Consider the following 368-nt stretch of genomic DNA (forward strand, 5'->3'; position numbering starts at 1 on the left):
AAGCCTGAAGAGATGCTCAAAGTAGCGTACATTTTTGCGCGTGGCGGCCGTTTTGAAGACGCAACCAATGCGTATACCAATGAAACCATGAAGTACAAATGGACCAAACCATTGGCTATCTGGAATGAAAAGCTCGGTACTTCTCGCAACACCATCAGTGGCGAGCAATACATGGGTTGCCCTACATGGTATCCACAAAAACTCGCGGACGGAACGCCACTAGCAGAGCAGTTCCCAGCAAAAGAGTGGCCGTTCACCCTAACCAACTTTAAATCCAACATTCACAGTGCGGTCTCTAATTTGTCACCACGCTTGGAATCGATTAAAGGAGTAAACCCTGTTTACATCCACCCGCAAGACGCCTCTTC

1 pseudogene is annotated in these 368 nt (G+C 48.1%); it reads left to right on the forward strand.

Annotation, left to right across the window (positions count from 1 at the left end):
• A pseudogene (locus tag AB4486_RS27215) lies at window positions 1–368 on the forward strand (tetrathionate reductase subunit TtrA); the annotation flags it as partial.

The sequence above is a fragment of the Vibrio sp. 10N.222.55.C6 genome, from assembly GCF_041473395.1.
In the GTDB taxonomy this organism is placed as follows: Bacteria; Pseudomonadota; Gammaproteobacteria; order Enterobacterales; family Vibrionaceae; genus Vibrio; species Vibrio crassostreae_C.